At 64.4% G+C, this 23,042-nt stretch carries 22 protein-coding genes, 2 tRNA genes and 1 riboswitch; of the genes, 10 read left to right on the plus strand and 14 right to left on the minus strand.

From position 1 onward, the window contains the following. Positions 1 to 2 precede the first annotated feature (2 nt). The 9 genes from mtgA to thiC all read right to left on the minus strand — a co-directional run bounded on the left by mtgA (position 3) and on the right by thiC (position 8,825). Positions 3 to 698 carry a monofunctional biosynthetic peptidoglycan transglycosylase gene (gene mtgA, locus VX159_RS00675; protein ID WP_371324075.1) on the minus strand — a complete coding sequence of 232 codons (696 nt, stop codon included), beginning with the start codon at positions 696 to 698 and terminating at the stop codon, positions 3 to 5. Continuing rightward, complete coding sequence (gene aroE / locus VX159_RS00680; protein ID WP_371324076.1) at positions 695 to 1,534, minus strand: shikimate dehydrogenase; 840 nt, start codon at positions 1,532 to 1,534, stop codon at positions 695 to 697. The genes mtgA and aroE overlap by 4 nt, the downstream gene beginning before the upstream one ends. 22 nt (positions 1,535 to 1,556) lie before the next feature. Beyond that, positions 1,557 to 2,435, minus strand: coding sequence for an energy transducer TonB (locus VX159_RS00685; protein ID WP_371324077.1), 879 nt, complete (start codon positions 2,433 to 2,435; stop codon positions 1,557 to 1,559). Continuing rightward, positions 2,432 to 4,438 carry a ribonuclease catalytic domain-containing protein gene (locus VX159_RS00690; RefSeq protein WP_371324078.1) on the minus strand — a complete coding sequence of 669 codons (2,007 nt, stop codon included), beginning with the start codon at positions 4,436 to 4,438 and terminating at the stop codon, positions 2,432 to 2,434. The genes VX159_RS00685 and VX159_RS00690 overlap by 4 nt, the downstream gene beginning before the upstream one ends. Before the next feature lie 7 nt (positions 4,439 to 4,445). After that, entirely contained in the window at positions 4,446 to 5,069 is a 624-nt protein-coding gene (locus VX159_RS00695) for a YqiA/YcfP family alpha/beta fold hydrolase (protein WP_371324079.1), read from the minus strand. Then, entirely contained in the window at positions 5,054 to 5,881 is an 828-nt protein-coding gene (locus tag VX159_RS00700) for an undecaprenyl-diphosphate phosphatase (RefSeq protein WP_371324080.1), read from the minus strand. The genes VX159_RS00695 and VX159_RS00700 overlap by 16 nt, the downstream gene beginning before the upstream one ends. Before the next feature lie 48 nt (positions 5,882 to 5,929). Next, positions 5,930 to 6,169, minus strand: coding sequence for a YkgJ family cysteine cluster protein (locus VX159_RS00705; RefSeq protein WP_371324081.1), 240 nt, complete (start codon positions 6,167 to 6,169; stop codon positions 5,930 to 5,932). A gap of 2 nt (positions 6,170 to 6,171) precedes the next feature. Further along, the gene (locus VX159_RS00710; protein ID WP_371324082.1) at positions 6,172 to 6,810 is read right to left on the minus strand and encodes a LysE family translocator; all 639 of its coding nucleotides are present in this window, start codon (positions 6,808 to 6,810) and stop codon (positions 6,172 to 6,174) included. A gap of 98 nt (positions 6,811 to 6,908) precedes the next feature. Continuing rightward, the gene (thiC, locus tag VX159_RS00715) at positions 6,909 to 8,825 is read right to left on the minus strand and encodes a phosphomethylpyrimidine synthase ThiC (protein WP_371324083.1); all 1,917 of its coding nucleotides are present in this window, start codon (positions 8,823 to 8,825) and stop codon (positions 6,909 to 6,911) included. 52 nt (positions 8,826 to 8,877) lie between these two features. After that, positions 8,878 to 8,973, minus strand: a riboswitch (TPP riboswitch). A gap of 135 nt (positions 8,974 to 9,108) precedes the next feature. On the opposite strand from thiC, the gene VX159_RS00720 reads away from it, so the two are divergent. Further along, the gene (locus tag VX159_RS00720) at positions 9,109 to 10,443 is read left to right on the plus strand and encodes a carbonic anhydrase (protein WP_371324084.1); all 1,335 of its coding nucleotides are present in this window, start codon (positions 9,109 to 9,111) and stop codon (positions 10,441 to 10,443) included. Positions 10,444 to 10,900: 457 nt separating this feature from the next. Here the strand turns inward: VX159_RS00720 and VX159_RS00725 are convergent, their stop codons facing one another. The 4 genes from VX159_RS00725 to VX159_RS00740 form a co-directional block, all read right to left on the minus strand. Then, the gene (locus VX159_RS00725) at positions 10,901 to 11,533 is read right to left on the minus strand and encodes a hypothetical protein (RefSeq protein ID WP_371324085.1); all 633 of its coding nucleotides are present in this window, start codon (positions 11,531 to 11,533) and stop codon (positions 10,901 to 10,903) included. A 419-nt stretch (positions 11,534 to 11,952) separates the two neighbouring features. After that, positions 11,953 to 12,780, minus strand: a complete 828-nt coding sequence (locus VX159_RS00730; RefSeq protein ID WP_371324086.1) for a symmetrical bis(5'-nucleosyl)-tetraphosphatase — start codon at positions 12,778 to 12,780, stop codon at positions 11,953 to 11,955. Continuing rightward, entirely contained in the window at positions 12,781 to 14,604 is a 1,824-nt protein-coding gene (glmS, locus tag VX159_RS00735; RefSeq protein WP_371324087.1) for a glutamine--fructose-6-phosphate transaminase (isomerizing), read from the minus strand. Between the two features lie 64 nt (positions 14,605 to 14,668). Next, positions 14,669 to 15,676 (minus strand): NAD-dependent epimerase, encoded by a 1,008-nt coding sequence (locus VX159_RS00740; RefSeq protein WP_371324088.1) that lies wholly within the window; start codon positions 15,674 to 15,676, stop codon positions 14,669 to 14,671. Positions 15,677 to 15,752: 76 nt separating this feature from the next. Here VX159_RS00740 and VX159_RS00745 point away from each other — a divergent pair, with 76 nt between their 5' ends. The 5 genes from VX159_RS00745 (at position 15,753) to VX159_RS00765 (ending at position 18,900) form a co-directional block, all read left to right on the plus strand. Beyond that, entirely contained in the window at positions 15,753 to 16,565 is an 813-nt protein-coding gene (locus tag VX159_RS00745) for an ABC transporter permease (protein WP_371324089.1), read from the plus strand. Positions 16,566 to 16,574: 9 nt separating this feature from the next. Then, positions 16,575 to 16,904: a divalent-cation tolerance protein CutA gene (gene cutA, locus VX159_RS00750; RefSeq protein ID WP_371324090.1), complete on the plus strand. Its 330-nt coding sequence runs from the start codon at positions 16,575 to 16,577 to the stop codon at positions 16,902 to 16,904. Next, positions 16,901 to 18,679, plus strand: a complete 1,779-nt coding sequence (gene dsbD / locus VX159_RS00755; RefSeq protein WP_371324091.1) for a protein-disulfide reductase DsbD — start codon at positions 16,901 to 16,903, stop codon at positions 18,677 to 18,679. The genes cutA and dsbD overlap by 4 nt, the downstream gene beginning before the upstream one ends. 55 nt (positions 18,680 to 18,734) lie before the next feature. Further along, a tRNA-Val gene (locus VX159_RS00760) sits at positions 18,735 to 18,810 on the plus strand. Positions 18,811 to 18,815: 5 nt separating this feature from the next. Beyond that, a tRNA-Leu gene (locus tag VX159_RS00765) sits at positions 18,816 to 18,900 on the plus strand. Positions 18,901 to 19,023: 123 nt separating this feature from the next. On the opposite strand, the gene VX159_RS00770 is transcribed toward VX159_RS00765, so the two are convergent. Continuing rightward, a complete protein-coding gene (locus tag VX159_RS00770; protein WP_371324092.1) occupies positions 19,024 to 20,493 on the minus strand; it encodes a deoxyribodipyrimidine photo-lyase in 1,470 nt (489 codons plus the stop codon). A 73-nt stretch (positions 20,494 to 20,566) separates the two neighbouring features. Between VX159_RS00770 and VX159_RS00775 the strand changes: the two genes are divergently transcribed. The 4 genes from VX159_RS00775 to VX159_RS00790 are packed head-to-tail and all read left to right on the plus strand — an operon-like array spanning position 20,567 to position 23,032. Next, positions 20,567 to 21,127 carry a YqgE/AlgH family protein gene (locus VX159_RS00775; RefSeq protein WP_371324093.1) on the plus strand — a complete coding sequence of 187 codons (561 nt, stop codon included), beginning with the start codon at positions 20,567 to 20,569 and terminating at the stop codon, positions 21,125 to 21,127. Further along, on the plus strand, positions 21,120 to 21,572 hold the full coding sequence (gene ruvX / locus VX159_RS00780; protein WP_371324094.1) for a Holliday junction resolvase RuvX: 453 nt from the start codon (positions 21,120 to 21,122) through the stop codon (positions 21,570 to 21,572). The genes VX159_RS00775 and ruvX overlap by 8 nt, the downstream gene beginning before the upstream one ends. After that, the gene (pyrR, locus tag VX159_RS00785; RefSeq protein WP_371324095.1) at positions 21,562 to 22,077 is read left to right on the plus strand and encodes a bifunctional pyr operon transcriptional regulator/uracil phosphoribosyltransferase PyrR; all 516 of its coding nucleotides are present in this window, start codon (positions 21,562 to 21,564) and stop codon (positions 22,075 to 22,077) included. Before ruvX ends, pyrR begins: the two co-directional genes overlap by 11 nt. Further along, positions 22,070 to 23,032 (plus strand): aspartate carbamoyltransferase catalytic subunit, encoded by a 963-nt coding sequence (locus VX159_RS00790; protein ID WP_371324096.1) that lies wholly within the window; start codon positions 22,070 to 22,072, stop codon positions 23,030 to 23,032. Before pyrR ends, VX159_RS00790 begins: the two co-directional genes overlap by 8 nt. The last annotated feature ends 10 nt before the right edge of the window (positions 23,033 to 23,042 follow it).

The raw sequence follows: 23,042 nt of genomic DNA on the forward strand, positions 1-23,042 counted from the left end.
CGTTACGGAATCTCCGCTGCCGGCATCCGTCCGAGAATGATCGCGGTCTTTTTGGCCAGCCCCGGCGCGTTGCGGTTGCGGTCGTAATAGCGCGGGTTGGGGACCATGCCGGCGAGCCGGGCCGCCTGTTCCGGGCCGAGCTGGGCGGCGCTGCTGCCGTAGTAATGGCGGGCGGCAGCTTCGGCGCCGAAAATGCCGTTACCCCATTCGATCACGTTGAGATAAACCTCGAAAATCCGCCGCTTGCTCCACAGACTTTCCAGCATCAGCGTGATGATCGCCTCTTCGGCCTTGCGCAGGTAAGACTTGGTCGGACTGAGGAAAAGATTTTTTGCCAGTTGCTGGCTGATGGTCGAACCGCCGGCGACCGGCTTGCCCTTTTTCTGGTTTTTCTCCAGCGCCTTCTGCATCCCGTCCCAGTCGAAGCCTTCGTGATCGACGAACTTGGCGTCTTCCGAGGCGATGATCGCCCGCTTCAGCTGCGGTGAAATCCGCTCGTAGGGCACCCACTGCTGCTGCAGCTGCGCCTGTGGATTCTTCTCGCGCAATTCGGCCAGGCGGATTTCCATGAAGCGGGTCGAGCCGGGGTTGAAGCTGCCCCAGAACAGCACCCAGCCGAGCAGCCACAGCTGCCAGAGCAGGAAAAGCACGAGCAGCGCCAGCAGCCCCCGGCGCAGCCAGCGGCCGAGCAGCTTCATGCGGCGAGCGTGGCGCGCAGGTTGGCAAGCACGCCGGCAGTGACCGGGCGGACGCCGCGCCACAGGCGGAAGGCTTCGGCCGCCTGTTCGACCAGCATGCCCAGGCCATCGGCGGAGCGTGCTGCACCCTGGCTACGGGCGAGCGCCAGGAAGGGTGTTTCGCCTTTGCCGTACATCATGTCATAGGCCAGGCTGCCGGCGGCGAACAGGTCGGGTGGCAGCGGCAGGCTGGCGCCGGCAAGGCTGGCCGAGGTGGCGTTGATCACCACGTCGAAACGGTGGCCGGCGAGTTTTTCGTAATTTCCGCCGTTGACCGTGGCATTCACGGTCGACGCGTTCTTTTGGAAGATTTCCGCCAGCAGTTCGGCCTTGTCGGCGCTGCGGTTGGCAATCGTCAGGGACTGCGGACGTTCGCCGAGCAGCGGCTCGATCACCCCGCGCGCGGCACCGCCGGCGCCGAGCAGCAGGACCCGGCGACCGGCGAGGGCGACGCCAAGGTTGGCGACGATGTCGCGGACCAGGCCGGCACCGTCGGTGTTGTCGCCGACGATCTCGCCGTCGGCAAAATTCAGGGTGTTGACTGCTCCGGCCAGTTCGGCGCGTGCGCTGCGTCGGGTGCACAGGCGGAAGGCCTCTTCCTTGAACGGCACCGTGACGTTGGCGCCACGCCCGCCGCCGGCGACGAACTCGGCAACGCTGGCGGCAAAACCATCCAGCGGTGCCAGCCGGGCCTCGTAGCGCAAGTCCTGGCTGGTCGCCGCAGCAAAGGCGCTGTGGATCGCCGGCGATTTGGAGTGGGCAATCGGGTTGCCGAAAACGCAGTAGAGGTCGGTCATGGCCAGGCTTGTGGGCAGGGGGTTAGCGGGCAGAGAGCTGGTCGCCCTGGCTGAAGTGCCAGGTGCGGGTGATTTCCAGCACATCGGTATCGCGCCGGATGTCTGGCGGGAAGGGCGAATACGGCGAGGCCAGCTGGACGATGCGGCGGGCGGCATCATCGAGCACCTTGTAGCCCGACGAACGGTTGATCTCGATGGTTTGAACCCGGCCGTCGGCGGCGAGCGACACGGTCAACACCAGCGAACCGTACAATTTGCCGCGTGCTTCCGGCGGGTAATTCAGCGTGCCGACCCGCTCGACTTTCTGTCGCCAGTCTTCAAGGTACTGCGCGAAGCGGTATTCGCTGGTGCGGATGCCGATGTTTTTCTTGCGCGGGCGCTTGTTGTATTCGTCGGTGGCCTTGCCGATTTCGGCTTCCAGCCGGGCCATCGCCTTGGCCGTTTCGGCCAGGTCGAGGCCGGACAGCACCGGTGCCGGCTGCGGCTGCTCGTCACGGCGCTCACCCTTGCTGACGCTGACCGGGGCCTTGGCCTGGGTCATCAGCTTTTTCTGCTCACGTTCGAGTTGCTGCACCCGCTTCTGCATCTGCTGCAGGTCGTTGCCGGCGCTTTTCTGCGCACTGGCCGGCAGCGGTGTCTTGGCCCGCCGCTCGCTGTCCTCATTGCCGCCGCCGTCGAGGCTGGCCTGCGCCAGCGCTTGCGCGTCGGCCGGCTTGCGCTGGCCCTTGGCGTTGACCAGCACGATGTCCATCGCCTTGTCGCGCATCGAACGCGCCAGGTCGGGCTGGGTGAAATGCAGCATCAGCAAGGCGGTATGGGCGAGCAAGGAAATCGCCAGCGCCGTCCCCAGACGGCGTTCGGGCGACCACCAGTGCTGCCAGCCCGGCAGGTTCAACTTCACGCTGCCGACTCCTCCGCCGACGCTCCGGCTGCTTTCTCCCCAGCGGCTTCCGCCGGGTCGCCATCGACGTTCTCCGCATCGCCTTCCCCTTCGCTCTCGTCGAGTTCGTCGGCAAAGGCTGCGGCGGCATCGGCCGAACCGGCGTCGAGCAGTTCGACAAAACGGCAGCTGACTTCCGGCGCCAGCAGGTCGATGGCCTCGACCGCCAGCTGCACCCGCGCGCCGGGCAGCAGGCCGGACGGCAGCGAAGGCACGCGCAGCAGCAGCGGCAGGCGGTCGAGCTTGACCAGCTGTTCGCGGCGTACGGTTGCAGCAATGCTGTCTACGCCTTCCTGCTGCAGCCAGCGCAGGCACCAGTAGCGCTCCATCAGGCGCTGGAAGTCGGCGTAGCCGGCGTAGGTGATTTCAAAGTCGCGCATTGCCGCAAACAACTCGGCCGAACGCTGGGCAAAGGCCGGTGGCTGTCCCTGCAGGCAGGCGATCAATTGCCATTGGTTGACCAGGTCGCAGTAGCGGCGCAGCGGCGAGGTCATCCACGCGTATTGCGGCACACCGAGGCCTTCGTGCGGCAGCGGCGAGGTGGTCATCCGCACCTTGCCGCCGGTCTGGGCGCGGTAGAGGCAGGCGACGTTCTTTTCGGCAAGCAGCCCACCCCAGGTCGAGTTGGCGACAATCATCAGTTCGGCGACCAGCTTGTCGAGCGGGCTGCCGCGCTTGCGTTCGCTGATCTCGACGCGGCAGCTTTCCGGATCGGCCAGATCACCGACGATGGCGAAGTTGTAGTCGTTCACCCCCTGCACCGCCGACGGCTTGCCGCGCCGTGCCTCGCAGGCGTTGGCGAAGTGCCACAGGTGGAGCAACTCGTCCTTGAACGGCTGCTCGGGGAGCGGCCCGCCGACGGTTTCGGCATTGAACCAGGGCTCGACCTCGTGATGGCGCAGGTTGGCCGCGATATGCACGATCTCGACCCGCGATTCGTGCGAAATCACCTGTTTTTGCGCGTCGACCGTGAGATACAGCGACACCGCCGGGCAATCGACGCCGCCGGCCAGGGTGTAGTTCTGCACCACCGCGTCGGGCAGCATGGTGATCTTGTTGCCGGGCATGTAGACCGTGGACAAGCGGGCGCGGGCGACGCCGTCGAGCGGCGAGCCGTGTTCGATGGCCAGTCCGGGTGCGGCGATGTGGATGCCGATGCGGCTGCCGCCGTCGGGCAGCCAGGTCACCGACAGCGCATCGTCGATCTCGGTGGTGTTGGCATCGTCGATCGAGAAGGCACGCACTTCCGAACGCGGCAGGTCGGCAGGCAGGCCGGGCGCCTCAAGTGCCGGGAAGGCGGTGCCCTTGGGAAACTGCTCGCGCAGGAAGCGCTTGTAGTGCAGGTAATAAGGCGACTTGATCGCGCCGCACTTGAACAGCAGCTGTGGCGCGGTCAGCCCGGTTTCTGCGCAGGCGGTTTCGAAGGCTTTGGTTTCGGGCTTGTTGCGGTCCGGCGCGTAGAGCAGCGCGTCGGTGATCGCCGCGATTTCCGGCGGCAGGCGGAACTCCTTCAGCGCAGCAAGCCAGCCTTCCATCGCGAGCGCTTGCTGACGCTTTTTTTCAAGATTTGCCAGAGCGGCGGCAAGGATGTCGGCCGGGGCTTTGCGGAAGCGCCCCTTGCCTTTGCGGTGGAAGTAGACCGGCGCTGCGTGCAGGGCAAGCAGGACCGCCGTCGCTTCGACCGACGAGGGCTCGTGTCCGTAGTAGTCTCGGGCAAAATCAAGAAAAGAAAATTCGCCATCGCTGACACACTCCCAGAGGAAGTCCGCTTCGATTTCCTCGGCCAGCGGCGTTGCCTGTTCGAGCAACTGCGTCGGCGAGGGTTTTTCAAACCGCAGCAGCACGGTGGCTGCCTTGATCTTGCTGCGCTTGCCCGAGGGCATTTCGACCTGCAACGAGGCGTCGTTGTCGGCCATCACACTGCCGGCCTTGAACCCGCCGTCTTCTTCAAACAATACATTCATCTTTGGATTATATCCCGCAAAATTCAATGAGTTGCGGCAGAAACTCGGGAAAGCGGACAAAGCTGTGATCGCCGCCGGGCAGGATGCTCTGACGGCAGCCGGCCCAGAATTCGGCGGCATCGCGCCAGTCGAGCACTTCGTCGCCCTGTTCCAGCCAGAGCCAGTAGCGTTCCGGCGTCGGCCGGCAAACCTGCGCGCGCAGTTGCGCCGCATGTTCGGCGGTGAACTCGAAGCGTTCGCCGCTGTGGTAGTTGTGGTGTTCGCCGACGAATTTCTGCACATCCAGCCGGTCGACCGTGGCCGGGTTGATCAACACCGCATCGAGCCCGTATTTTTCGCCCAGACAGGTCGCGTAGTGGCCGCCGAGCGAGGAACCGACCAGGGTCAGGCGAGCGCCGGGGCCGCCGGCCGCCAGGGTGTGTTCGATCAGTACCGAGACCTCGGCCAGTGCCTGCGCCGGGATTGGCGACAGCTGCGGGCACAGGTAGTGCCCGGCCAAGCCGCGACGGGCCATTTCCTCACCGAGCAGGCGCGCCTTCCATGATGCCGGCGACGAGCAGAAACCGTGCAGGTAGAGGATGCCCGGCGTGCGCAACCCGGTGGAGGCCGGTGAACTCAATGTGCCGTCCATTGCACCCAGCCGAAATGCGCGGTGGCAAAGACGACCACGCCGAAGACGATGCGATACCAGGCAAAGATCGTGAAATCGTGGCTGGAGATGTAGCGCAGCAGCCAGCGGACGCAGAGGAAGGCCGAGACGAAGGCCGAGACGAAGCCGACCGCCCACATCCCGAGGTCGTCGGCCGAAAGCAGCGCCCGCTCCTTGTACAACTGGTAGACCGTGGCCACGCCCAGGGTCGGGATCGCCAGGAAGAAGGAGAACTCGGTGGCCGCCTGCCGCGACAGGCCAAACAGCAGGCCGCCGATGATCGTCGCACCCGAGCGCGAGGTGCCGGGGATCAGCGCGAACGCCTGGGCGATGCCGAGCTTGAGCGCATCGCCGGGACGCATCTCCTCGACGCTGTCGATACGGATGCGATGCTGCCGCTTTTCCGCCCACAGGATCACCAATGCCCCGAGGATGAAGGTGGTCGCCACCGCCAGCGGGTTGAACAGGTGGGCCTTGATTGCCTTGCCGAAGAGCAGGCCGAGCGAGGCCAGCGGCAGGAAAGCGATGAACAGGTTGAGGATGAAGCGCTGCGCCGCGACTTCGCCGCGCAGCAAGCCGCCGGCAACGCGGCCGAGGCGGGCGCGGTATTCCCAGACCACCGCCAGAATCGCGCCGGACTGGATCACGATTTCGAACAGCTTGCCGCGCTCGTCGTTGAAGTCGAGCAGGTCGCCGGCCAGAATCAGGTGGCCGGTCGAAGAGATCGGGAGAAATTCGGTGAGGCCCTCGACAATACCGAGAATCAAGGCCTTGAAAAGAAGAAGCGGGTCCACAACAGAGGCGTCCAGAAGCTGCCGCAAGAGGCAAGAGGCGGCATTCTACTATTGCGGGCGGGTCTGGTCTTCCAGCGTCTGCAACCAGAGCAAGGCCTGCTCGCGGGTTTCGCCGCACATTTCCGGCGAGGGTTGCAAGCCGCCGCAGCAGGCTGGCCGCTCCGGCCGGCCAAAGATCTGGCAGCGCAGTTCGCCATCGAGATGCCGGCAAGGCACGCCAGCCGGCTTGGCCAGCGAGGAAATCGACGGGGCAATGCAGCAGGCGCCGCAGCCGGGACGGCAGTCCATGTTCAACGCCCGGTCAGCAGACGGGCGCCAAGCAGCACGAAGACGCCGCCGGCGATCCGCTCCAGCCACAGCGAAACGCCGGGACGGCGGGCCAGGCGCTCGCCGAGCACGCCGGCAAAGGCCCCGATCAGCGCCAGCACCAGCGCCGCCTGAAGCATGAAGACCACCCCCAGCTGGGCGATCTGCCAGCCGGCGTTGCCGCGCCCGGGAGCGACGAACTGCGGCAGGAAGGCGAGGAAGAACAACACCACCTTGGGATTGATCGCGCTCGCTAGCAGCCCGCGCCGGAACAGCCGGGCACAGCTCTCGCCGCGGCCTGCCGCCGGCTCGCCCGGCCGGGCCGGGGCGGCATGGCGGATCGCCTTGAGCCCCAGCCACAGCAGGTAGAGCCCGCCGGCGACGCGCAAGGCGGTAAAAGCAGCTTCCGAGGCAACGATCAACGCGCCGACGCCAAGCGCCGCAAGCAGCGTGTGGTTGATGCAGCCGGCCGCGCAGCCGAGACCGAAGGCCATGCCGTGACGCCGGCCGCGGGCAATCCCCAGGCTCAGCACCAGCAGGTTGTCGGGCCCCGGCGCCAGCGTCAGCAACATCGACGCGGCGAGGAAAGGGAGCAATTGGGCAGAAGTGAGCAGGCTATCCATGAGGCGCAAGGGTAAAACAAAAACGGCGGGGTGATCGCCCGCCGTTTTTCGGATTCTGGCCGGTCGACCGTGTCAAGCCGGCCGAGCGCGGTCAGTAATCAAACCTTGTGGTAAATCTCGGCGCCGGTCTTCACGAACTCGACGGCCTTGGCTTCCATCCCTTTTTCCAGTGCTTCGCTTTCGCCGATGCCCTGCTTGGCCGCGAAGTCGCGCACGTCCTGGGTGATCTTCATCGAGCAGAAGTGCGGGCCGCACATCGAGCAGAAGTGGGCGACCTTGGCCGATTCCTTGGGCAGGGTTTCGTCGTGGAATTCACGCGCCTTGTCCGGGTCGAGGCCGAGGTTGAACTGGTCATCCCAGCGGAACTCGTAGCGTGCCTTGGACAGCGCGTTGTCGCGGATCTGCGCGCCGGGGTGGCCCTTGGCCAGATCGGCGGCGTGGGCAGCCAGCTTGTAGGTGATGATGCCTTCCTTGACGTCGTCCTTGTCCGGCAGACCCAGGTGTTCCTTGGGCGTGACGTAGCAGAGCATCGCGGTGCCGTACCAGCCGATCATCGCGGCACCGATGCCGCTGGTGATGTGGTCGTAACCCGGCGCGATGTCGGTGGTCAGCGGGCCCAGGGTGTAGAACGGGGCTTCCTTGCAGTATTCGAGCTGCAGGTCCATGTTTTCCTTGATCAGGTGCATCGGCACGTGGCCCGGACCTTCGATGATGGTCTGTACGTCGTGCTTCCAGGCGATTTCGGTCAGTTCGCCCAGCGTCTTCAGTTCGCCGAGTTGCGCCTCGTCGTTGGCATCGTAGATCGAGCCGGGACGCAGGCCGTCGCCGAGACTGAAGGCCACGTCGTAGGCCTTCATGATTTCGCAGATTTCCTCGAAATGCGTGTAGAGGAAGCTTTCCTTGTGGTGCGCCAGGCACCACTTGGCCATGATCGAGCCGCCACGCGAAACAATGCCGGTCATCCGGTTGGCGGTCATCGGGATGTAGCGCAGCAGTACGCCGGCATGGATGGTGAAGTAGTCGACGCCCTGTTCGGCCTGTTCGATCAGCGTGTCGCGGAAGATTTCCCAGGTCAGGTCTTCCGCCTTGCCGTTAACCTTCTCCAGCGCCTGGTAGATCGGCACCGTGCCGATCGGCACCGGGCTGTTGCGGATGATCCACTCGCGGGTTTCGTGGATGTTCTTGCCGGTCGACAGGTCCATCACTGTGTCACCGCCCCAGCGGATCGACCAGGTCATCTTCTCGACTTCTTCCTGAATGCTGGAGCCGAGCGCCGAGTTGCCGATGTTGGCGTTGATCTTGGTGAGGAAGTTGCGGCCGATGATCATCGGCTCGCTTTCCGGGTGGTTGATGTTGTTCGGGATGATGGCGCGGCCACGGGCGATTTCGCTGCGGACGAATTCCGGGGTGATTTCTTCCGGGATGCTGGCGCCAAAATTCTGGCCGGGGTGCTGGCGGCCAAGCAGCTTGGCCATTTTTTCGCCGGTCGGGCCGGTCGACCGCAGCGATTCGATATAGGCGCGGCGGTTCAGGTTCTCGCGGATCGCGACATATTCCATTTCCGGCGTGATGATGCCCTTGCGTGCATAGTGCATCTGCGACACATTGGCGCCAGCCTTGGCGCGGCGCGGCTTGCGGTGCAGGCCGGGGAAGCGCAGTTCGTCGAGCGCCTTGTCGGCAGCGCGCTGGCGGCCGAACTCGGAACTCAGGTCCGGCAGTTCCTCGGTGTCGTTGCGTTCTTCGATCCACTGGGCACGCAGGGCCGGCAGGCCGGAGCGGATGTCGATCTTCGCGGCCGGGTCGGTATAGGGGCCGGAACAGTCATAAACGAAAATCGGTGGGTTCTTCTCGCCGCCAAAAGCGGTCGGCGTGTCGGCCTGGCTGATTTCGCGCATCGGTACCTGCAGGTCCGGGCGCGAGCCTTCGACGTAGATCTTGCGGGAATTGGGCAGCGGCTGGATGGCCGCTTCGTCGACCTGGGCGTTGGCGGCGACGAAGCTGTCTTTGGCGTTCATGTGTGCTCCATGCATTGAATTACAGCGAGCTAGGACGGGCAAGGAGCGACGAAAGTTCGACGGCTCGTTTTCCTGCGCCGGCATGACCCGATCAGGTTCCAAGGGTATTTCTCAGCCCGGAAGCGCCCGGACACCCCTAACGAGAGGGCTGCAAGTTACTGGAAAGACAGGCAAAATGCAAGGAAGCAGCGGCCTCCGGCGAAAAGCGTTCAAGATTTTCTCCGCCAAGCCGAAATCAGATACTCCCTGCGGCTATCCGCACAAAAACAAAAAGGTCTAGATCATGCGCCTGTCCCTGATTGCCCTCGCCGTCGGCAGCTTGCTGGCTAATTCCGTTGTCCTTGCTGCGCCGACCTGGCAAAGCATCACCACCGAGCCCGGCAAACGCATCGAACTTGATCGCACCAGCATCAAGCGCGAAGGCACCACCGTGCAGGCCACCGGCCGCGTGGTCCTGGAAAAGGAACTGCCCGACCTCAAAAGCGGCGGCAACTACCGGGTCATCGAAGCCCTGACCAAGTACGACTGCGCCAGCCGCAGCGCCTCGACGTTGCGCCGGGTTTACAAAAAGAACGAAAGCGAAGTCCTGCGCGACGAAGAGGTTAACGGCTCGGCAATGCCGGTACGCAGCGGCACCCTTGACGACAAGGTGCTGCGCGAAGTCTGCCGCCCGCCCAAGGAAGGGGCCGCCGAAGTCGCGCAAAAGGCCAACGAGACCACCAGCAAGCTCAAGGAAGCCAACGATGCGGTGATCAAGAAGGAGCTGGCCAAGGCAACACCGGCTCCGGTGATCAAAACTGTAGAAAATGCCGAAGCAGAAAAGAAGACCGTGCACACTCCAGAGCCGGTGGTCAAAACCATCGTCAACCCGGCGCCCAAACCGCGCCCGAAAAAGCCCGAAGCGGATGCCCATGCCGCCAAGGCCGCGCACGAGCACGCGCACATCCATTGGGCCTATGAAGGCGAAGGCGCGCCCGACAACTGGGCCAAGCTTGATCCGAAGAACAAACTCTGCGCCAGCGGCCAGCGCCAGTCGCCGATCGACATCCGCGACGGCATCAAGGTCGACCTCGAAGCGATCCAGTTCGATTACCGCCCCGGCCGCTTCAAGATCGTCGACAACGGTCATACCATCCAGGTCGAACCCGGCACGCAGGGCCAGATCACCCTCGGCGGCAAAACCTACTCGCTGCTCCAGTTCCACTTCCACAAACCGTCGGAAGAGCGCGTCCAGGGCAAGAGCTTCGCGATGGTTGCACATCTGGTGCACAAGTCCGACGACGGCCAACTGGCGGTGGTTGCCGTGCTGATGGAACCCGGCGTCGAAAACCCCTTCATCCAGACGCTGTGGAACCACATGCCGCTGGATAAAAACATGCCGGTTGAACACCCGGCCGCCACCGTCGACCTCAACAACCTGCTCCCCGCCGCCCGTGGTTACTACACCTACATGGGCTCGCTGACCACCCCGCCGTGCAGCGAAGGCGTGCTGTGGCTGGTGCTCAAGCAACCGGTGCAGGTCTCGCAGGAACAGATCAACATCTTCGGCCGCCTCTACCGCAACAACGCCCGGCCGATCCAGCCGACCTCCGGGCGCCTGATCAAGGACGGACGCTAAACGCCGCGCCGGCCTGCCTTCGCGGCGAGGCTATTTGAAAACGGCACCTGCGGGTGCCGTTTTTGTTGGTGGGTGGGTGCCGGCGTCGTCGCGGCTACGGTCGACGCAGAAAATGGATCATTTTTTAGGGCCAGCAAAAACCGAGGTCTGTCCTCTGTTTTTTCTGTGGGTTGACCGTGGGGGCGGGGGAGCGGTTGCTGGGCCTGAGGTTTGCCGGCGGTTTTTATCTGAATTGGCGCTGTTTTCCGCCGTTGACCGGCGGGCGTACTTTTCTTGTCTTGCCAAGAAAAGTAGCCAAAAGAAGGCGCGCCCACTGCGGCGCCCGGCTGCGCCGGGTGCTCTGCGCTGCTCGACGCCGCAGAGGGCAGGGGCAAACCGTCTCTGTTTTACGGTCGACGCTGAAAATGGGCGGTTTGCAGGTCCGGTGAAAACCGTGGTCTGTGCCCATTTTCGTAGATTAGTGTTCTCCGAATGGCAGAGTTTTGATAAATGCGGCAATACGCGATGCTTCGTATTCAGTGAGGTCTGCTGGCAGCTCAAAGGAAATCGGGATATCTGGCCGAAGTACAAAAGAATGTTCAATAAATTCAATGTCTTCAGCAGAGTCGTTGTCACAGTCTGGTGTTGCTTCATGTATGGGCGGTTCTTGGCCCTTAGCTGCCGAGGAGACGAGAAGGCTTTTTGTCATCCATACAAAACGTGATGGCCAACCGTGCCGGCCCTCAACGTATTTCCCGCACCCGACATTCTCAAGCAAACGAAAGGCCCCAATGACGTCGCCACGCTTAAAGTCGAAGCCATCATTTTGTAGGTGTGTAAGCATTCGATGAAGCTTGGTTTCGGTTTGATTTTTGTCTCGGTTTGCCATGTGATCGCATATAGCCTGCGCAACTTGATTGGTTTGGTATGCTGATTCGAGTGCGGAAATATTCATGCTGAGGGTTCCAAAGGAAAATGGAGGACGGACCATGATCTTGACCGTCGCCTTAAAAATCCCATTGAGCATACATGCGGCAGTGATGCTGGTCCATGGCAAATGCTCTTTCGCATGAGCGCAGATTTGCCATGGCTGACCAAGAAAACGCCCCATTTTCCCTGTCGACCGTAAAAAATTTAATCGCAGTGCATTTCAGCCTGTGACGCCGTTTTCCCCATGTGGAGCGCCGAGCAACGCAGAAGCCGGCGGAAAAAGGGCGAGGACTGTTTGAGGCCCGCAGGGCCGAGTTCCGCAGCCCCCGCCGGGTTCGAGTAGCGCAGGGGAGTCGGCGTAGCCGACCGCGTAGCCTGGGTCGCCTTTTCTTTGGCTACTTTCTTTTGGCGAAGCAAAAGAAAGTACGCCCGCGCGTCAGGCGCGGAAACCAGCCATCAATCCAAAGAACTCCCTGTCAGGATGACCAAACCGGCGGCGCCGGGTGCTTGGCTGCTATCCCAGCCAAGACGTGCTTTTCTACGGTCAACGCACAAAACCCCGAAAAAGCCCACCAAAACCACGTCGACCGTGGCTCCCCTTCACCGTAAAGGCTGCGCCTCCCCCGGCGAGCAGTCGACCTGGAATACCACCCGGTCTTCCAGCCGCAGCGCGGTGAGGTGCCCGCCCCACAGGCAGCCGGAGTCGAGGGCGAGCAGGTTGGGGGTGAGTTTGAGGCCGAGCGCCGACCAGTGGCCGGTGACCAGTACCGATTCGGCGCTGATTCGGCCGGGGACTTCGAACCACGGGAGATGCCCGGCCGGGGCCTGGGTGGTTTCGCCTTTGGTGTGGAATTCCATGATCCCTTCCGGGGTGCAGAAGCGCATCCGGGTCATCGCGTTGACGATGGCGCGCAGGCGCGGCCAGCCGGCGAGATCGTCGGACCAGCCGGCCGGGTCGCTGCCCCACAGGTTGTGCATGAATTCGCGCCAGTCCCGGCCTTGCAGCGCGGCTTCGACTTCAGCAGCGAGTTCGCGGGCGCGGGCGATGCTCCATTGCGGCAGCAGGCCGGCGTGCACCAGGCAGTAGTCGCCTTCGACGTGGCACAGGCGCTGCTGGCGCAGCCAGGTCAGCAACTCCTCGCGGTCGGGGGCGTCGAGGATGGGTTGCAGGGTGTCGTCCTTGGCGCGGAAGCGGGCGCCGCCTTCGCTCTGCATCAAGAGGTAGAGGTCGTGGTTGCCGAGCACGGTCAGCGCCGCCGGGCCGAGCGACTTGATCAGGCGCAGGGTTTCCAGCGATTTGGGGCCGCGATTGACCAGGTCGCCGACCAGCCACAGGCGGTCCTGCGCCGGGTCGAAGGCACAGCGTTCGAGCAATCGCTGCAGCGAGTCATAGCAGCCCTGGATGTCGCCGATGGCATAGGTGGCCATTTATTCCACCGTGACCGATTTGGCCAGGTTACGCGGCTTGTCCACATCGGTACCCTTGACCAGTGCGGCGTGGTAGGCGAGGAGTTGCAGCGGGATGACGTGCAGGATCGGCGACAGTTCGCCGTAGTGTTCGGGCAGGCGCAGCATGTGCACGCTGGGCGAGGCCGGGATTTCGGCGTCGGCGTCGGCAAAGACGTAGAGTTCGCCGCCACGCGCTTCGACTTCCTTGAGGTTGGACTTGAGCTTGTCGAGTAGCTGGTCGTTGGGCGCCACCGACACCACCGGCATTTCGGCGTCGACCAGCGCCAGCGGGCCGTGCTTGAGTTCGCCGGCGGGGTAGGCTTCGGCGTGGATGTAGGAAATTTCCTTGAGCTTGAGCGCGCCTTCGAGGGCAATCGGGTAGTGCCGGCCGCGTCCGAGGAAGAGGGCGTGCTGTTTGTTGGCGAAGCGCTTGGCCCAGGCGGCAATCTCGCTTTCGAGCGCCAGCACCTTGTTGACCGCGACCGGCAGGTGGCGCAGTTGTTCGAGGTGGCGAGCCTCCTGCGCGGCATCGAGGCGGCCGCGCAGCTTGGCCAGCACCAGGGTGAGCAGGAACAGTGCGGCCAGCTGGGTGGTGAAGGCCTTGGTCGAGGCGACGCCGATTTCGGGGCCGGCGCGGGTGATGAAGCGCAGCGCCGATTCGCGCACGATGGCCGATTCCGGCACGTTGCAGATTGCCAACGTGCGCGCGTGGCCGAGCGCCTTGGCGTGGCGCAGCGCAGCCAGCGTGTCGGCGGTTTCGCCGGATTGCGAAATCGCCACCACCAGCTGGCGTGGGTTGGGCACCGACAGACGGTAGCGGTATTCGCTGGCGATTTCGACGGTGCACGGGATGCCGGCCAGCGCTTCGAGCCAGTAGCGGGCGGTCTGCCCCGAATGGGCGCTGGTGCCGCAGGCGAGGATCAGCACCGAATCGACCTCGGCGAGGAGTTCGCCGGCGGCAGCGCCGAGCATGCCGGGCTGGATGCTGCGGCTGCCGCCGACCAGTTCCAGCGTATTGGCCAGCGCTTCCGGCTGCTCGAAGATTTCCTTCTGCATGTAGTGCTGGTAGCTACCGAGTTCGACCGCCGCTGCCGAGAGCTGCGAGACATGCACCGGCCGCTCGACCGGGCTACCGTCGAGGCGGGCGATGCGCACGCCGTCTACGGTCAACTCGGCGACATCGCCGTTTTCCAGATAGACCATGTTGCGCGTCACCTGCAGCAGCGCCGAGGCGTCGGAAGCGGCGTAATTGCCTTGCTCGGAAACGCCGAGCAGCAGCGGCGAACCTTCGCGGGCGACGACCACCTTGCCCGGCTGGCGCTGGTCGATCACCGCAATCGCGTAGGCGCCGACCAGGCGGCGGCAGACCTGCTGCACGGCACGGAAGAGGTCGGGCTCGCCTTGCAGCGTCGCTTCGAGCAGGTGGGCGATGCTTTCGGTATCGGTGTCCGAGGTGAAGACGTAGCCCAGTGCGCTCAATTCCTCGCGCAGCGCCTCGTAGTTCTCGATGATCCCGTTGTGCACCACCGCCACCGGGCCGGAAACGTGCGGGTGGGCGTTCCGCTCGCAGGGTACGCCGTGCGTCGCCCAGCGGGTATGGGCGATGCCGGTGCTGGCGGTGGTCTGCGCGGCGGCGGCGGCCAGTTCGGCGACGCGACCGACCGAGCGCACGCGCTCGACGCCGGCAGCCCCGAGCACTGCGATCCCGGCCGAGTCATAGCCACGGTATTCAAGTTTGCGCAGGCCCTCGACGAGGACCGGGACAATATTGCTGGTGGCTGCCGCCGCTACGATGCCGCACATGTTGGTTGTCAGCTTTTAGGAATGAGGGGTTTGAGGAGAGGGGGCTGCTTGCTATCGCTCAGCACTAAATTTTGTAGTAATCGCGGTACCAGGCGACGAAGCGGGCGACGCCTTCGCCGATCGGAGTCGCCGGGGCGAAGCCGACCCAGGCGTCGAGCAGTTCGGTGTCGGCGTAGGTGGCGGGAACGTCGCCATCCTGCATCGGTAGGAAGATTTTTTCGGCTTCGCGGCCGGTGGCGGCTTCGATGGCGCCGATGAAGTCCATCAACGGCACCGGGTCGCTGTTGCCGATGTTGAACACCCGGTAGGGTACGTTGCTGCAGGCCGGATCGGCCGAGAGCGGGTCGTAGCCGGCGTCGGCGGTGGCACTGCGGTCGAGGACGCGGACCACGCCTTCGACGATGTCGTCGATGTAGGTGAAGTCACGCTTCATGTGGCCGTGGTTGAAGACCTTGATCGGCTCGCCGCGCAGGATGGCGCCGGCAAACAGGAAGGGCGCCATGTCCGGGCGGCCCCACGGGCCATAAACGGTGAAGAAGCGCAGACCGGTGGTCGGCAGGCCGTAGAGATGGCTGTAGGTATGCGCCATCAGTTCGTTGGCCTTTTTGGTCGCGGCGTAGAGGCTGACCGGGTGGTCGACGCTGTCGTGCTCGGAGAAGGGCATCTTGGCGTTGCCGCCATAGACGCTGGAGCTGGAGGCATAGACCAGGTGCTGCACGCCGTTGTGGCGGCAGCCTTCGAGAATATTCACGAAGCCAACCAGATTGCTGTCGACGTAGGCGTGCGGGTTCTGGATCGAGTAGCGGACGCCGGCCTGGGCGGCGAGGTGCACCACGCGGTCAAACTTTTCGCGGGCGAAGAGTTCGGCGATGCCGGCGCGGTCGGCCAGGTCAAGGCGGATGAAGCGGAAACCGGGCTGGCCTGCGAGGCGCCGCAGGCGGTCTTCCTTGAGTGCCACCGGATAGTAGTCGTTGAGGTTGTCGATGCCGACCACCTCGTCGCCGCGCGCCAGCAGGCGCAGTGCGGCGGTCATGCCGATGAAGCCGGCAGCGCCGGTGACGAGTACTTTCATGCCGAGAATCCAGAGCGCAAAGAACGGCATTTTACTGCACCCGACGGCTGCGCGGCGGGGGCGCTAAAATGCCGCCATGTCTGCTCCGCAAATCCCCCCCCGCTCGGCTCCGCGCGTCTGGTGCCGGCCCGGCTGGCTGCCCCGCTGGTTGCCGGTCTGGCAGCGCAATTTTCTGGTCTGGCGCAAGCTGGCCCTGCCCTCGGTGCTCGGCAACCTGGCCGATCCGTTGATCTACCTGTTCGGCCTCGGCTACGGCCTCGGCGCCCTGCTGCCGGAAGTCGGCGGCAGTTCCTACCTGGCCTTTCTTGCCGGTGGCTCGATCTGCGCCTCGACGATGAATGCCGCAACCTTCGAGGCGCTTTACTCGGCCTTTTCGCGGATGCAGGTGCAAAAGACCTGGGATGCGATCCTCAATACCCCGCTTGGCCTCGCCGACGTGGTCGCCGGCGAACTGGTCTGGGCGGCGAGCAAGGCCAGCCTGTCGGGTGCCGCGATCCTTGCGGTGGTCGCCGCGCTCGGCCTGAGCCACGGGCTGCTGGCGCTGTGGGTGCTGCCGGCGGTGCTGTTGCTCGGCCTCAGCTTCGCGGCGCTCGGGTTGATCTGGAATGCGCTGGCGCCGTCCTACGATTTCTTCATGTACTACTTCACGCTGTTCGTGACGCCGATGATGCTGATCTCCGGCGTCTTCTTTCCCGCCGAGCAGTTGCCCGGCTGGCTGGCGACGCTCGGCAGCTGGCTGCCGCTGGCGCACGGCGTTGCGCTGGTGCGGCCGCTGCTCGCCGGCGAGGTGCCGGCCGATGCCCTGATGCACATCATGGTGCTGCTGGCGACCACCGCCTTAGCCTACGCCCTTGCCCTGCGCCTGACCCGCCGCCGCCTGCTCAAGTAGAATCTGCCGATGGATACCTTGCTCGTGATCACCAATTGTCCCGACGAAGAAGTCGCCAACCGCATCGCGCTGGCGCTCGTCGAAGAACAACTCGCCGCCTGCGTCAATCTGCTGCCGCGCGTCCAGTCGCTTTATCGCTGGCAGGGCGCGGTCGAGTCGGCCAGCGAAATTCCGCTGCTGTGCAAGTCGACCGTGGATGCCTACCCGGCGCTGCAGGCGCGAATCGCCGAACTGCATCCCTACGCGGTGCCGGAGATCATTGCCCTGCCGGTCAGTCACGGCTTGCCGGCCTACCTGCAATGGGTGGCGGATGAAACGACGGCCGGAGGCCGGGCATGATCCAGCGCCTCCTCGCTGTCCTCTGCGCCCTGTGCGCGCTTGTTGTCGGCAGTGCCCACGCCGACGAATTCCTCGACCCGGCGGTGGCCTTCAAAGCCAGTGCCCGCGCCCTCGACGGCCAGACCATCGAAGTCCGTTACGAAATCGCCAAGGGCTATTACCTCTACCGCGACAAGTTCCGTTTTGCCGTCGCCGGCGAGGCGGCAACGCTCGGCGAGCCGAGCCTGCCCAAGGGCAAGGAAAAGAACGACGACAACTTCGGCAAGGTCGAGGTCTTCTACAAGCAGGTCGCGATCCGCATCCCGGTTGAGCGTAACGCCTCCGGCCCGCTGCCGCTGAAATTGCGCGCCACCTCGCAGGGCTGTGCCGACGCCGGCGTCTGCTATCCGCCGCAAACCCAGGAAATCGCGCTTGAACTGCCCGATCCGGCCATCAGCCCCAGTCTGGCGGCGGGGAATGATGTCGCCACGGTCGACGGCGACGAAAGCGGAAAAATCGCCGCTCTGCTCGGTCAGGCTGGTTTCTGGACCAACCTCGGCCTGTTCTTCCTCGCCGGGCTGGGGCTGTCCTTGACCCCCTGCGTTTTCCCGATGATTCCCATCCTCTCCGGGATCATCGCCGGCCAGGGTGAAAAGGCCTCGCATGCACGCGGCTTCATGCTCGCGCTGGCCTATGTGCTGGGCATGGCGCTGACTTATACCGCCGCCGGCGTCGCTGCCGGCCTGACCGGCACCCTGCTCGCGGCGGCCTTGCAGAATCCCTGGGTGCTCGGCAGTTTCGCGCTGGTCTTCGTCGTCCTTTCGTTCTCGATGTTCGGCTTCTACGAATTGCAGTTGCCGATTGCGCTGCAGAGCAAGCTCTCGGAGGAGTCCGGCCATCTGCAGGGCGGGCGCGGTATCGGCGTCTTCCTGATGGGCGCCTTGTCGGCGCTGATCGTCGGCCCCTGCGTCGCCGCGCCGCTGGCCGGCGCGCTGCTCTACATCGGCCAGACCGGCGACGCGGTACTCGGCGGCGCGGCATTGTTCGCGATGGCCATCGGCATGGGCGTGCCGTTGCTGGCGGTCGGCGCCCTCGGCGGCTCGCTGCTGCCGAAGAGCGGGGCGTGGATGGAAGGGGTCAAGAAGGCTTTCGGCGTGCTCCTGCTGGCAACCGCGCTGTGGCTGATTTCGCCGGTGATTCCGGCTGTGGCGCAGATGCTCGGCTGGGCCGCGCTGCTGATCGTGCCGGCGATCTACCTGCACGCCCTCGACCCGCTGCCGCCGCACGCCCGTGGCTGGCCGCGCTTCTGGAAGGGGATCGGGGTCCTGATGCTGCTGGCCGGCGCCGCGCTACTGATCGGCGCGCTGGCCGGTGGCCGCGATCCGCTGCAGCCGCTGGCCGGGCTGCGCGGCGGCAATGCCGTCGCCGGCGAAAGCGCCAAACTGGCGTTCGAGCCGGTGCGTTCGCTGGCCGAGCTGGAGAGCCGCCTGGTGGCAGCGCAAAAACCGGTGATGCTCGATTTTTATGCCGACTGGTGCGTCTCGTGCAAGGAAATGGAGCGCTTCACCTTCAGCGATCCGGCGGTGCAGGCGCGACTGGCCGGCTTCACGCTGCTCAAGGCCGATGTCACCGCCAACTCGGCCGACGACAAGGCCTTGCTTGCCCGTTTCGGCCTCTTTGGTCCGCCCGGAATCATCTTCTTCGACGCCAAGGGGCAGGAAATCAAAGGGCGGCGGGTGGTTGGCTTTCAGGACGTGGAACGTTTCATGCGCAGCTTGCCGGCAAGTACGGGCTGATTTTTTCGGGTGGCTTGCCAAAACCAGAAGTCGTGGCTATAATTCGCGCCCTCATGCGTTCTTAGCTCAGTTGGTAGAGCGTCTCCCTTACAAGGAGAATGTCGGCGGTTCGATCCCGTCAGAACGCACCAAATCTGCTCTGGTGGTGAAATTGGTAGACACGCTATCTTGAGGGGGTAGTGCCGTAAGGTGTGCGAGTTCGAGTCTCGCCCAGAGCACCAAATTCAAAAAGCCGGTTGTTCGCAAGAACAGCCGGCTTTTTCTATTTTTGCTCGATCGCTCGGGTTGTCTTCGCCGTCGTTGCGGCTTAGCTTCCGCCAAGGCCGGTTTGGCGATCCCGACGCTCAGGCCTCGCTGGCGTCGGCCTCGGCTTTCTTGACTACAGCGTAGCGGGCCAGGGTTTTTTCCCGGGCAGCGGCGTGGTCGACGATGGGCGCCGGGTAATCGCGCCCGATGATCACCCCGAGTGCTTCCTGATCACGACGCGCCAGTTTCCACGGGGCATGCAGGTATTTATCCGGCACTTTGGCCAGTTCCGGCACGTAGCGGCGGATGAAGCGGCCTTCGGGATCGAATTTTTCCGACTGGGTCACCGGATTGAAAATGCGGAACCACGGCTGGGCATCGCAGCCGCTTGATGCTGCCCATTGCCAGCCGCCGTTGTTGGCGGCCAGATCGAAATCGTTGAGCTGGCGGGCAAACCAGGCTTCGCCATGGCGCCAGTCGAGCCCCAGGTCCTTGCACAGAAAGCTGGCAACCACCATGCGCAGCCGGTTGTGCATCCAGCCGCTGTGCAGCAGCTGGCGCATCGCCGCATCGACCAGCGGATAGCCGGTCCGCCCCTGTTGCCAGGCGGTCAGTCCCTCCGGCCAGTCGTCCCAGTGGATCGCGTCGTACTCGGGCTTGAAAGCGCGGTGCTCGGCATGAGGAAAGCGGTCGAGGATCATGAAATAAAAGTCGCGCCAGATCAGCTCGCTGAGCCAGGTGTCAGCGCCTGCGTTGCCGGCCTGAGCGAGCGCGGCACGTACCAGTTCGCGCGGCGAAATGGTGCCGAAACGCAAGTGTACCGACAGGTAGCTGACGCCCTTGAGTGCCGGGAAGTCGCGTAATTGTGCGTAGCGGGCCATGCGTCCGGCCCGGAAATCCGCCCACAGCGTTTGCGCGCCGCTCATTCCGGGCGTGATGCCCAGGGGTGCCAGGTCGGTGGTGGCAAAGCCAAGTCCGGCCAGATCCGGCAGCGGTCCGGCCAGGGCGGGTGGGGGTGGGCGCAGGCGGCCGTTGTCGCTGGCGCTGTCGGCGCAGGCGTAATCAGCGACGGTCAACCGCTTTAACCAGGCATTTTTGTAAGGGGTGAATACGGTGTACGGGCGGCCCGCCTGGGTCAGCACGGCGTCGCCGTCGAAAATTACCTGGTCGCGCAGCAGATGCAGTTGCTGTCCTTGTGTGGCGAGGCTGGCGGCGACTTCGGCATCGCGTTGCTTGGCGGCCGGTTCGTAATCGCGCCCGGCATAGACGCTGGAAACGCCTAGCTGCCGCGCGAGCGCTGGAATTTCCTCGGTGGCTCGCCCGTGCCGGACAATCAGGTCGCCGCCGCGTGCCTGGAGTGCGGCGGCCAGTTCGTGCAGGCAGCCGAGGATGAACTCGACCCGGCGATCCTGGCGGCTGGGCAGGCGGTCGAGAATGTCGCTATCGAAAACGAAGACGCAATAGACGGTCGCGGCATTGGCGAGCGCGGCGGCGAGCGGAATGTGGTCGGTTGTGCGCAGGTCGCGGCGGAACCAGACCAGGGCGCTGGGATGCGTTGCAGAGGGCATTTTTGCGTTCTTTTTGTCGTTGCTGGGGGCGGGTGTGTTGGTTTGTCACCCGCCGGCGATTAAAATTCGGCCCATGGATAGCGTCAACCTGACCGACAACTTCCTGATCGCGATGCCGGCGATGCAGGACCCGTATTTTGCCAACGCCCTCGTCTACATCTGCGAACACAATGCGGACGGTGCGCTGGGCATTATCGTCAATCGTCCGATTGACCTTGATCTTGCCGGTCTGTTCGAAAAAATCGAGATTACGCTCGAAGCAGCTGCGCTGGCGCATTTGCCGGTGTATTTCGGCGGCCCGGTGCAGCTGGACCGGGGTTTCGTGCTGCATCGCCCGGCCGGTGAGTGGCAGTCCTCGCTCAAGGTCAACCCTGAAGTCGCGCTGACCAGTTCGCGCGATGTGCTGGCAGCGGTCGGCAGCCAGGGCGAGCCGCATCACTTGCTGGTGACGCTGGGCTATGCCGGCTGGGGGGCAGGTCAGCTGGAGGAAGAGTTGGCGCAGAACGCCTGGCTGACCGTGCCGGCAAGTCCCGACATCCTCTTCGATCTGCCGCCTGATGAGCGTCTGCCGGCGGCGATGCGCCGTCTCGGCGTTAGCTTCACCCAGCTTTCCGACGTGGCCGGACATGCCTGAGGCGGTCGTCCAGGGCACCCTGCTCGCCTTCGATTTCGGCGAAAAACGCATCGGCGTCGCGACTGGCGAAACCCTGCTCGGCAGCGCCCATCCGCTGACCACCATCCACGCCGAGTCGAACGACGACCGTTTTGCCGCGATTGGCAAGCTGGTTGCCGAATGGCAGCCGGTCGGCCTGGTGGTTGGCCTGCCGACCCACGCCGACGGCACCCCGCACGAAATGACCCGACTGGCGCAAAAATTCGGCGAGCGCCTGCAGCGCCGCTTTGCGCTGCCGGTGTTTTATGCCGATGAACGCCTGACCTCGCTCGACGCCGAAGCCCGCCTGCGCGAGCTTGCTAGACAAAGCGGCCGCAACAGCAAGACCGCCAAGCCGCTGCTCGACGCAGTAGCTGCCCAACTGATTCTGCAAACCTGGTTTGAAAGTTCTTCTCATGGCTCCTGAGCATCTTCCCGACGCCGAGGCGCAGTGCCGGCAACTGGCCGACCTGATCCGCCCGCACCTCCAGCAACGGCCGGCCCTGGTCGGCATTTACAGCGGCGGCGCCTGGGTCGCCGAACGCCTGCGCGAACTGCTCGGTCTGACCGAGGAGATCGGTTTGATCGACGTATCCTTCTACCGCGACGATTTTTCCGAAAAGGGCCTGCACCCGCAGTGCCGGCCAACGGTGATCCCGTTCGACGTCGAAGGCCGCCACATCCTGCTGGTCGATGATGTGCTATACACCGGCCGCACCACGCGCGCCGCGATCAACGAATTGTTTGATTACGGCCGTCCGGCCTCGGTCGGCCTGGCCGTGCTCGCCGACCGGGGCGGTCGCGAGCTGCCGGTCGCCGCCACCCATTGTGTCTGGCAGGCCGAACTGGCCGCCGGCCAGAGCCTGACGCTGGCGCGCGGCGAAGGTGGCGAAACCCACGGTCAACTCGCCTGGAGACTGGAAAATGCATAATCCGCAACTCAACCGCGACGGCGAGCTGATCCATCTGCTGTCGATCGAAGGCCTGCCCAAGGCGATCCTGACCCAGATTCTCGATACCGCTGCGTCGTTCATGGAAGTCTCGTCGCGCGAGGTGAAGAAGGTGCCGCTGCTGCGCGGCAAGAGCGTCTTCAACCTGTTCTTCGAGAACTCAACGCGCACCCGCACCACTTTCGAGATCGCCGCCAAGCGCCTTTCGGCCGACGTGATCAACCTCGACATCAACAAGTCGTCGACGGCCAAGGGCGAAACCCTGCTCGATACCATCGACAACCTGTGTGCGATGGACGCCAACCTGTTCGTGGTCCGCCATGCCTCAAGCGGCGCGCCTTATCTGATCGCCGACCACCTGCGCCGCATCGGCCGCAACGACATCCACGTGGTCAACGCCGGCGACGGGCGGCATGCGCACCCGACGCAGGGCCTGCTCGACATGTACACCATCCGCCACTACAAGCAGGATTTCACGCAGTTGCGCGTCGCCATCGTCGGCGACATCCTGCACTCGCGAGTGGCCCGTTCCGATATCCACGCGCTGACCACCCTCGGCGTCCCCGAAGTCCGCGCCATCGGCCCGGAAACCCTGCTCCCCAAGCATCTCGACAAGCTCGGCGTGCAGGTCTTCCACGACATGGAAGAGGGGCTCAAGGATTGCGACGTGGTGATCATGCTGCGCCTGCAGAACGAGCGGATGAACGGCGCGCTGCTGCCGTCGGCCGGCGAATACTTCCGTCACTACGGCCTGACCCCGCAGAAGCTGGCACTGGCCAAGCCCGACGCGATTGTGATGCATCCCGGCCCGATGAACCGGGGCGTCGAAATTCATTCGGCCGTTGCCGATGGCCCGCAGGCGGTGATCCTGCCCCAGGTCACCTTCGGTATCGCGGTGCGGATGGCGGTGATGAGCATCGTCGCGGGGAACTCATGAGCTTCGCACC

It is taken from the genome of Dechloromonas sp. ZY10 (assembly GCF_041378895.1).
Classification (GTDB): Bacteria; Pseudomonadota; Gammaproteobacteria; order Burkholderiales; family Rhodocyclaceae; genus Azonexus; species Azonexus aquae.

Bases quoted from the DNA above. Each gene is read 5' to 3' on its own strand.
- mtgA (WP_371324075.1), bottom strand. From the start codon at position 698: ATGAAGCTGCTCGGCCGCTGGCTGCGCCGGGGGCTGCTGGCGCTGCTC.
- aroE (WP_371324076.1), bottom strand. From the start codon at position 1,534: ATGACCGACCTCTACTGCGTTTTCGGCAACCCGATTGCCCACTCCAAA.
- VX159_RS00690 (WP_371324078.1), bottom strand. From the start codon at position 4,438: ATGAATGTATTGTTTGAAGAAGACGGCGGGTTCAAGGCCGGCAGTGTG.
- VX159_RS00695 (WP_371324079.1), bottom strand. From the start codon at position 5,069: ATGGACGGCACATTGAGTTCACCGGCCTCCACCGGGTTGCGCACGCCG.
- VX159_RS00705 (WP_371324081.1), bottom strand. From the start codon at position 6,169: ATGGACTGCCGTCCCGGCTGCGGCGCCTGCTGCATTGCCCCGTCGATT.
- VX159_RS00710 (WP_371324082.1), bottom strand. From the start codon at position 6,810: ATGGATAGCCTGCTCACTTCTGCCCAATTGCTCCCTTTCCTCGCCGCG.
- thiC (WP_371324083.1), bottom strand. From the start codon at position 8,825: ATGAACGCCAAAGACAGCTTCGTCGCCGCCAACGCCCAGGTCGACGAA.
- VX159_RS00720 (WP_371324084.1), top strand. From the start codon at position 9,109: ATGCGCCTGTCCCTGATTGCCCTCGCCGTCGGCAGCTTGCTGGCTAAT.
- VX159_RS00725 (WP_371324085.1), bottom strand. From the start codon at position 11,533: ATGGGGCGTTTTCTTGGTCAGCCATGGCAAATCTGCGCTCATGCGAAA.
- VX159_RS00730 (WP_371324086.1), bottom strand. From the start codon at position 12,780: ATGGCCACCTATGCCATCGGCGACATCCAGGGCTGCTATGACTCGCTG.
- glmS (WP_371324087.1), bottom strand. From the start codon at position 14,604: ATGTGCGGCATCGTAGCGGCGGCAGCCACCAGCAATATTGTCCCGGTC.
- VX159_RS00740 (WP_371324088.1), bottom strand. From the start codon at position 15,676: ATGAAAGTACTCGTCACCGGCGCTGCCGGCTTCATCGGCATGACCGCC.
- VX159_RS00745 (WP_371324089.1), top strand. From the start codon at position 15,753: ATGTCTGCTCCGCAAATCCCCCCCCGCTCGGCTCCGCGCGTCTGGTGC.
- cutA (WP_371324090.1), top strand. From the start codon at position 16,575: ATGGATACCTTGCTCGTGATCACCAATTGTCCCGACGAAGAAGTCGCC.
- dsbD (WP_371324091.1), top strand. From the start codon at position 16,901: ATGATCCAGCGCCTCCTCGCTGTCCTCTGCGCCCTGTGCGCGCTTGTT.
- VX159_RS00770 (WP_371324092.1), bottom strand. From the start codon at position 20,493: ATGCCCTCTGCAACGCATCCCAGCGCCCTGGTCTGGTTCCGCCGCGAC.
- VX159_RS00775 (WP_371324093.1), top strand. From the start codon at position 20,567: ATGGATAGCGTCAACCTGACCGACAACTTCCTGATCGCGATGCCGGCG.
- ruvX (WP_371324094.1), top strand. From the start codon at position 21,120: ATGCCTGAGGCGGTCGTCCAGGGCACCCTGCTCGCCTTCGATTTCGGC.
- pyrR (WP_371324095.1), top strand. From the start codon at position 21,562: ATGGCTCCTGAGCATCTTCCCGACGCCGAGGCGCAGTGCCGGCAACTG.
- VX159_RS00790 (WP_371324096.1), top strand. From the start codon at position 22,070: ATGCATAATCCGCAACTCAACCGCGACGGCGAGCTGATCCATCTGCTG.